Raw genomic sequence first — 7,482 nt, forward strand, 5'->3', positions numbered from 1 at the left:
GGATACGGGGCGCTCAGCCCTCGGCGACGGTCCAGCCCCGCGCGCCGAGCTCCCGGGTGAGCATCTCCTCACGGGTGGCGTCCACGGAGACGTGGGCGATGCCCACCGCGCGGCCCAGCTCGTGCTCGAGGCGGAGATCCTCGAGGTTGACGCCGATCTGACCGATCTCCGTGAGCAGCCGGGCGAGCTCCCCGGGCCGGTCCGGGACGAGCACGGCGAGCACGGCGAAGGAGTCGGTGCCGGCGCCGTGCTTGCCGGGGATGCGCCGCACCCCCCGGTTGCCGTCGGCGATGAGGGAGGCGAGGGCGCGGCGGGAGCCGGTGCGCGGATCCGGGTCGCCGCGCAGCGAGTCGAGGGCGGAGAGCACGTCGTCCAGACGGTCCCGGACTCCACTGAGGACCTCGCGCACCGAGGCGGCGTTCGCTCCGAGGATCTCGACCCACAGCCGCGGATCGGAGTCGGCGATGCGGGTGGTGTCGCGGAGGCCCTGGCCGGCGAGGCCGAGGGCGCTCTCCGAGGGCTCCAGGAGGCTGCCCGCGAGCAGGCTCGAGAGCACCTGGGGGACGTGGGAGACGTGGGCGACGGCGATGTCGTGCGCGGCCGCGTCGAGGAGCGTGGGGACGGACCCGATCTCGGCCGCCACGGCCCGCAGTGCGGTCACCGCCTCGGGACGGGTGCCGGGATGCGGCACGACCACGAAGGGACGCCCCTGGAAGAGATCGCCGCGGGCCGCGATCACCCCGGACACCTCGCGACCGGCCATGGGATGGGCGCCGATGTATCGCGGCAGGTCGCTCTCGCGTCCGAGCGCGCGCACGCCGTCGAGGACCGTGCTCTTCACGCTCGCGACGTCGGCGACGATCGCCTCCGGCCACTGCTCGAGGGCCCGCACCACCAGCGCCGCGGCGACGTCCGGCGGGGCCGCGACGAGCACGAGCGCGGGATCGGGGTCCCCGTCGACCGGCAGCTCCCCCACGCCCAGCTCGACGGCGAGGGCCGCGGTGCCCGGGGACACGTCCTCGACCTGGACGGGGACGTCCGCGCTGCGCAGCGCCATGCCCAGGGAGCCGCCGATCAGCCCTGTGCCGACGATCCGCACCGGGCCCGGGACGAGTCCGCTCACAGGCCCACCTCGGCCATCAGGGTGCCGAGCTCGCGGCCGGTCAGCTCGCGGGATCGTCCCGGGGCGAGATCGCCGAGCAGGACCGGTCCGATGCGGGTGCGCATGAGCGAGGTGAGCTCGAAGCCCTGGGACGCGAACATGCGGCGCACGATCCGGTTGCGACCCTCGTGGAGGGTCACCTCGACGACCGCCTCGCGACCGTCCTGCGCGAGCACCCGGGCGCGGTCCGCGCGGGCGGGGCCGTCCTCGAGCTCGACCCCTTCGCGGAGCGTCTTCACCAGGCCGCGCGGCGGACCTCCGGGCGCGTCGAAGCGGCACACGTACGTCTTCTCGACCGAGAAGCTGGGATGGGTGAGCCGGTGGGCGAGCTCCCCATCGTTGGTGAGCAGGAGCAGCCCCTCGGTCTCGTAGTCGAGGCGGCCCACATGGTAGAGCCGCTGGTCGTAGCCCGCGGTGAACTCGGTCAGGTCGCGTCGTCCCTCGGGGTCGCTCATGGCGGAGACGACCTTGCGCGGCTTGTTCAGCACGACGGTCAGCTTCGCCTCGTCGAGCTGCAGGCGGCGCCCGTCCACGTGCACGGTCTGGGTGGCGGGGTCGATGCGCACCCCCTGCTCGAGCACTACCGCGCCGTCGACGCTCACGCGACCCGAGGAGATCAGCGCCTCGCAGGCACGACGGGACCCGAACCCGGCCCGGGCCAGGACCTTCTGCAGGCGCTCGCCGTCCTCGCGATGGACCTCCGGCCCGTAGCCGTCGTCCGGGGCCGGAGCCGCGGGGGTGCCGTCGGCCTCGCGCAGCCGGACCGTCCGGGGCGGGGTGAAGGCGCTGCGCCGACGTCGGCCGCCGCCGCGGGAGGAGGAGCCTGCCATCAGGCGGCCGCGCCGCGCGCGATCAGCTCGCGGGCGAGCTGGCGGTACGCGTCCGCGCCCTTGTTGGAGGAGGCGAAGGAGATGATCGGCTCGGCCGCGACGGAGGCGTCGGGGAACTTCACCGTGCGATTGATGGTGGTGTGGAAGACCTTGTCCGGGAAGGCCTCGACCACGCGCTGGCACACCTCGCGGGCGTGCAGGGTGCGCGGGTCGAACATGGTGATCAGGATGCCGTCGAGCTCGAGGCGCGGGTTGATGCGGTCCTGCACCTTCTCGATGGTCTCCACGAGCAGCGCGACGCCGCGCAGCGCGAAGTACTCCGCCTCGAGCGGGATGATCACGCCGTGGCTCGCGGCGAGGGCGTTGACCGTGAGCAGGCCCAGCGACGGCTGGCAGTCGATGATGATCACGTCGTAGTCGTCGGCGACGGGGCGCAGCACGCGGGCCAGCGCCATCTCCCGCGCGACCTCGTTGACCAGGGTGACCTCCGCGGCGGAGAGGTCGATGTTCGCGGGCAGCACGTCGAGGCCCTCGGTGGAGGTCTCGCGGATCACCTCGCGCACGTCGTGCCCCCGCTCCATCAGCAGGTTGTAGACGGTCACGTCGAGGTCGTACGGGTTCACGCCGGTCCCCGCGCTGAGCGCTCCCTGGGGGTCGAGGTCCACGAGCAGCACCTTGCGACCCAGCTCCGCGAGCGCCGCCCCCAGGTTGATCACGCTGGTTGTCTTCCCGACCCCGCCCTTCTGGTTGACCATCGAGATGATCCGGGCGGGTCCGTGACCCTCGAGCGGCGCCGGCTCCGGCAGGTCCGGCATCGGCCGGCCGGTCGGGCCGAGATCGATGTCCAGCTGCTGGGAGGAGGAGGGGCTCACGTCGTAGTCCTGTCGTCGGCGTCGTGGTCGGGTGCGGGGACGGGCCACGGCCGCCCTCGCGGACGGCATCAGGTCCTCGAACCCCGGGAGGGGCGTCTGCGCGCAGTCGCCCGAGGCGTGTCGGCGAGACGGCCCCGGGGCCGGGGTGCTCGCGCCGGTCAAGTCTAAGCCCCCCGTCGGGCACGGGGGTGGGCGATCGCGTGAGCCTCCCGCAACGAGTCGACCGTGACCTTCGTGTACAGCTGCGTCGTGGTGACCGAGGCGTGGCCGAGCAGTTCCTGCACGGCGCGGACGTCGGCCCCGCCGTGCACCAGATGCGTCGCGAAGGAGTGGCGCAGGGTGTGCGGGCTCACCGCCTCGGGGATCTCCGCCGTCTCCGCCGCGCGCTGCACCACCTGCCATGCAGCCTGCCGCGTGAGCCGCGTCCCGCGCGAGCCGAGGAAGATCGCGGGGGTCCCACGACCGCGGGACGCGAGGGCGGGGCGGCCCCGGGTGAGATAGGCGTCGAGCGCCTCGAGCGCATAGCGGCCGACGGGCACGACGCGGTGCTTGTCCCCCTTGCCCCGCAGCACGGCGGAGCGCTCGGCGCGATCGACGTCGTCGAGGTCCATGCCGGTGGCCTCCGAGATGCGGGCGCCGAGGCCGTAGAGCACCTCGACCAGGGCGCGATCCCGCAGGGCCCGCTCGGTCGCGTCCCGACCGGTGCCGGGACGGCTCGCGGCCTCGAGCAGGGACTCGACCTGGTCGATCGCGAGGGGATGGGGCAGGCGCGCGGGCACCGCGGGCGAGGGCACCAGGCGCGTCGGGTCCCCGGTGGAGGAGACCCGCTCCGCCTCCAGGAAGGAGTGCAGCCCCCGCACGGCGGCGAGGGCCCGGGCGGCGGAGGCGGCCGAGAGCGCGCTCCCCCCGTCGGCCCCGGTGCGGAGGGTCTGCACCCAGGCGGTCAGCCGTGCGGGTTCGATCGCCGCCGTGTCGTCGTCGGTGCGGGCGAGGTCCGCGAGATAGCGGCGCAGATCGCGCCGATAGGCGGCCAGGGTGTTGGCGGACAGGCCGCGCTCCACGCGCAGATGCGCGAGGTACTGCTCGAGGAGCCGACGGTCCCCGGGGCGCAGGTCGTCCTCGTCGGCGGCGGGGCCGTCCGACGGGGACCGCCCGACGCCCGCCTCGCTCACAGCGTGACGAAGGGATCGATCGCCAGGGCCACGAACAGCAGCGTGAGGTACGTGATCGAGCCGTGGAAGACGGTCATCGGGCCGAGCTGCTTCCCGGTCCAGCCCTTGTGGACGCGCGCCGCGTAGCGGACCACGAGGAAGCCGAACCAGGCGCCCGAGGCGACGGCCCCGACGCCGTACACCCAGCCGGTGTGGCCGAGGGGGATGATCGCGAGGCTCGCCGCGATCATCAGCGCGGTGTGCATGATCATCTGCCGCGCGACGGAGGTCCGGGAGGCGACGACGGGGAGCATCGGGACGCCGGCCTCGGCATAGTCCTTCGAGAACTTCTCCGCGAGGGGCCAGTAGTGCGGCGGGGTCCAGAAGAAGATCACCAGGAACAGCAGGACCGCGGTCCAGGAGACGGTCGCGGTGACCGCGGACCAGCCGATCAGCACCGGCATACAGCCCGCGACGCCGCCCCAGACGATGTTCTGGCTCGTGCGGCGCTTGAGGATCATCGTGTAGAAGACGACGTACAGCAGGATCGCCGCGACGGCGAGGGCCGCGGACATCCAGTTCACGAGCAGGCCGAGCCACACCGCGGAGACCGCCGAGATCACGAGCCCGAAGATCAGCCCGGCGCGCGCGGAGATCTCGCCGGTGACCAGCGGCCGGTTGCGGGTGCGCTTCATCTTGGCGTCGATGTCGCGGTCCAGGTACATGTTCAGCGCGTTCGCCCCGCCCGCGGCGAGATATCCGCCCACGAGCGTCGCGACGATCAGCCACGGCGACGGGAAGCCGCCGGCGGCGAGGAACATGGTGGGGATCGTGGTGATGAGCAGCAGCTCGATGATCCGCGGCTTCGTCAGCGCTACATAGGCGCGGAGCACCGAGAGAGGAGTTCGCCGGGGCGTCTCGCCATGCATCCCCGTCGACTGCGCGGATGCTCCCTGGGTGGCGGTCACCGCCCACCGTCCCTTCCTTCTGCACACGGCGCACGGCCGCCTGGACCTGCCCAGTCTAGGTGACGACGGCGCGCCCTCTTCCTGACGGCGCGCGTGAGACGTAGCACCGCACCTTGATCGCCGTCCTGTCCGCGAACAGCGGACGACAACAGGCTGAACGCGATCACCGTTGCTGTCGTGAGCGCATTAAGGTGGTCGCATCGCTCCGCCCTCGCCCCCGGGGACCTCGCGGCACCCGCCGCACCGACCCGGCGTGGCGCGACCGGCGGGGCTGTCGAATGAAGCGGCCGAACGCCGCTGCCCGGCGAAAGGAAGCACACATGACCGACACCTTCAAGGCCCCCGAGGGCTGGACCGAGCTCGACAAGCGCGCCGTCGACACCGTGCGCGTGCTCGCGGCCGACGCCGTCGAGAAGGTCGGCAACGGCCACCCCGGCACCGCCGTGAGCCTCGCGCCCGCCGCCTACCTCCTCTACCAGGACGTCATGCGGCACGACCCGACCGATCCGGCGTGGCTCGGCCGCGACCGGTTCGTGCTCTCCGCGGGCCACTCGAGCCTGACCCAGTACATCCAGCTCTTCCTCGGCGGCTTCGGCCTCGAGAAGAAGGACATCGAGGAGCTGCGCACCTGGGGCTCAAAGACCCCGGGCCACCCCGAGAACTTCCACACGAAGGGCGTGGAGATCACCACCGGCCCGCTCGGCCAGGGCATCTCCTCCGCGGTCGGCTTCGCCATGGCCCAGCGCCGCGAGCGCGGCCTGCTCGATCCCGAGGCCGCCGCGGGCGAGAGCCCCTTCGACCACTTCACCTACGTGATCGCCTCCGACGGCGACCTGCAGGAGGGCGTCTCCTCCGAGGCCAGCTCCCTCGCCGGCACCCAGCAGCTCGGCAACCTCATCGTGATCTGGGACGACAACGAGATCTCGATCGAGGGCGACACCTCGATCGCCTTCACCGAGGACACCGCGGCGCGCTACGAGGCTTACGGCTGGGACGTCCGCACCGTCGACTGGACCAACGGCGGGACCGAGTACGTCGAGGACGTCGCGGCGCTGAAGGACGCGATCCTCGAAGGCCAGAAGGTCACCGACAAGCCGACCTTCATCCGCCTCCGCACCGTGATCGGCTGGCCGATCCCCGAGCTCGCCGGCTCCCACAGCGTCCACGGCGCGAAGCTCGGCGCCGAGGGCGTCAAGGGCCTCAAGGAGGCCGTCGGCTTCGACCCGGAGCAGACCTTCCAGGTCGACGAGGACGTCCTCGCCCACACCCGAGGCCTCGCCGAGCGCGCCGCCGCCGTGAAGGCGGACTGGGAGCAGGGCTACCAGGCCTGGCGCTCCGCCAACGCCGACGCCGCGGCCCTCCTGGACCGCCTGCAGGCCCGCGAGCTGCCCGAGGGCTTCGCCGAGGCGTTCCCGACCTTCGAGGCCGACGAGAAGGGCATCGCCACCCGCGCCGCCTCCGGCAAGGTCCTCGGCGAGCTCGCCGCCGTCATGCCCGAGCTGTGGGGCGGCTCCGCCGACCTCGCCGGCTCGAACAACACCACCATGAAGGGCGAGCCCTCCTTCCTCCCCGCCGAGCTCAGCTCCTCCGAGTTCGCGGGCGATCAGTACGGCCGCACCCTCCACTTCGGCATCCGCGAGCACGGCATGGGCGCGATTCTCTCCGGGATCTCGCTCCACGGCCTGACCCGCCCCTACGGCGGCACCTTCTTCCAGTTCGCGGACTACATGCGCGGCGCCGTCCGCCTCGCCTCGCTGATGAAGACCCCGGCCACCTACGTGTGGACCCATGACTCCATCGGCCTGGGCGAGGACGGCCCGACCCACCAGCCGGTGGAGCACCTCGCGGCCTACCGCGCGATCCCGAACCTCTCGATCGTGCGCCCCGCGGACGCGAACGAGACCGCGCAGGCCTGGAAGGCCCTGCTGGAGCGCGACAACGGCCCCGTCGGCCTGATTCTCTCCCGCCAGGCGCTGCCCACCTTCGACCGCACCGAGTACGCCGGTGCCGAGAACCTGTCGAAGGGCGGCTACGTCATGAAGGAGGCCTCGACCGGCACGCCGGAGGTCATCCTCATCGCCACCGGCTCCGAGGTGCAGTACGCCGCCGAGGCGCAGAAGCAGCTCGAGGCCGAGGGCACCCCCACCCGCCTCGTCTCCATGCCGTCCGTCGAGTGGTTCGACGAGCAGTCCGACGAGTACAAGGAGTCCGTGCTCCCCTCCACGGTGACCGCCCGCGTCACCGTCGAGGCCGGCATCGCCATGCCGTGGTACCGCTTCCTCGGCACCTACGGTCGCGCCGTGTCGCTCGAGCACTACGGCGCCTCCGCCGACGCGAAGACCCTCTTCCGCGAGTACGGCTTCACCGCCGAGGCGGTCGTGGCTGCCGCCAAGGACTCGATCGCCGCAGCCGGCGCCTGATCCACCCGCGGGGGGGGGGGGACACATGGCCCCCCCCCACCCCTCCCTCCCCCCCCCCCCCCCCCCCCCCCCCCCCCCC

General features: G+C 72.7%; 6 protein-coding genes. 1 reads left to right on the plus strand and 5 read right to left on the minus strand.

All coding sequences use genetic code 11. The annotated features are described in order from the left end of the window. Window positions 1-13 precede the first annotated feature (13 nt). From V1260_RS10445 to V1260_RS10465, 5 genes are all read right to left on the minus strand, one after another. Window positions 14-1,123, minus strand: coding sequence for a prephenate dehydrogenase (locus tag V1260_RS10445; protein ID WP_329746756.1), 1,110 nt, complete (start codon window positions 1,121-1,123; stop codon window positions 14-16). After that, window positions 1,120-1,992 (minus strand): pseudouridine synthase, encoded by an 873-nt coding sequence (locus V1260_RS10450; RefSeq protein ID WP_329746757.1) that lies wholly within the window; start codon window positions 1,990-1,992, stop codon window positions 1,120-1,122. The genes V1260_RS10445 and V1260_RS10450 overlap by 4 nt, the downstream gene beginning before the upstream one ends. Beyond that, a complete protein-coding gene (locus tag V1260_RS10455; protein WP_329746758.1) occupies window positions 1,992-2,864 on the minus strand; it encodes a ParA family protein in 873 nt (290 codons plus the stop codon). The genes V1260_RS10450 and V1260_RS10455 overlap by 1 nt, the downstream gene beginning before the upstream one ends. A 164-nt stretch (window positions 2,865-3,028) precedes the next feature. Beyond that, a complete protein-coding gene (locus V1260_RS10460) occupies window positions 3,029-3,976 on the minus strand; it encodes a tyrosine recombinase (protein ID WP_329746760.1) in 948 nt (315 codons plus the stop codon). A 56-nt stretch (window positions 3,977-4,032) separates the two neighbouring features. Then, window positions 4,033-4,983: a heme o synthase gene (locus V1260_RS10465; RefSeq protein ID WP_442878153.1), complete on the minus strand. Its 951-nt coding sequence runs from the start codon at window positions 4,981-4,983 to the stop codon at window positions 4,033-4,035. 320 nt (window positions 4,984-5,303) lie between these two features. On the opposite strand from V1260_RS10465, the gene tkt reads away from it, so the two are divergent. After that, window positions 5,304-7,403: a transketolase gene (gene tkt, locus V1260_RS10470; protein WP_329746759.1), complete on the plus strand. Its 2,100-nt coding sequence runs from the start codon at window positions 5,304-5,306 to the stop codon at window positions 7,401-7,403. The last annotated feature ends 79 nt before the right edge of the window (window positions 7,404-7,482 follow it).

It is taken from the genome of Brachybacterium sp. J144, from assembly GCF_036321705.1.
In the GTDB taxonomy this organism is placed as follows: domain Bacteria; phylum Actinomycetota; class Actinomycetes; order Actinomycetales; family Dermabacteraceae; genus Brachybacterium.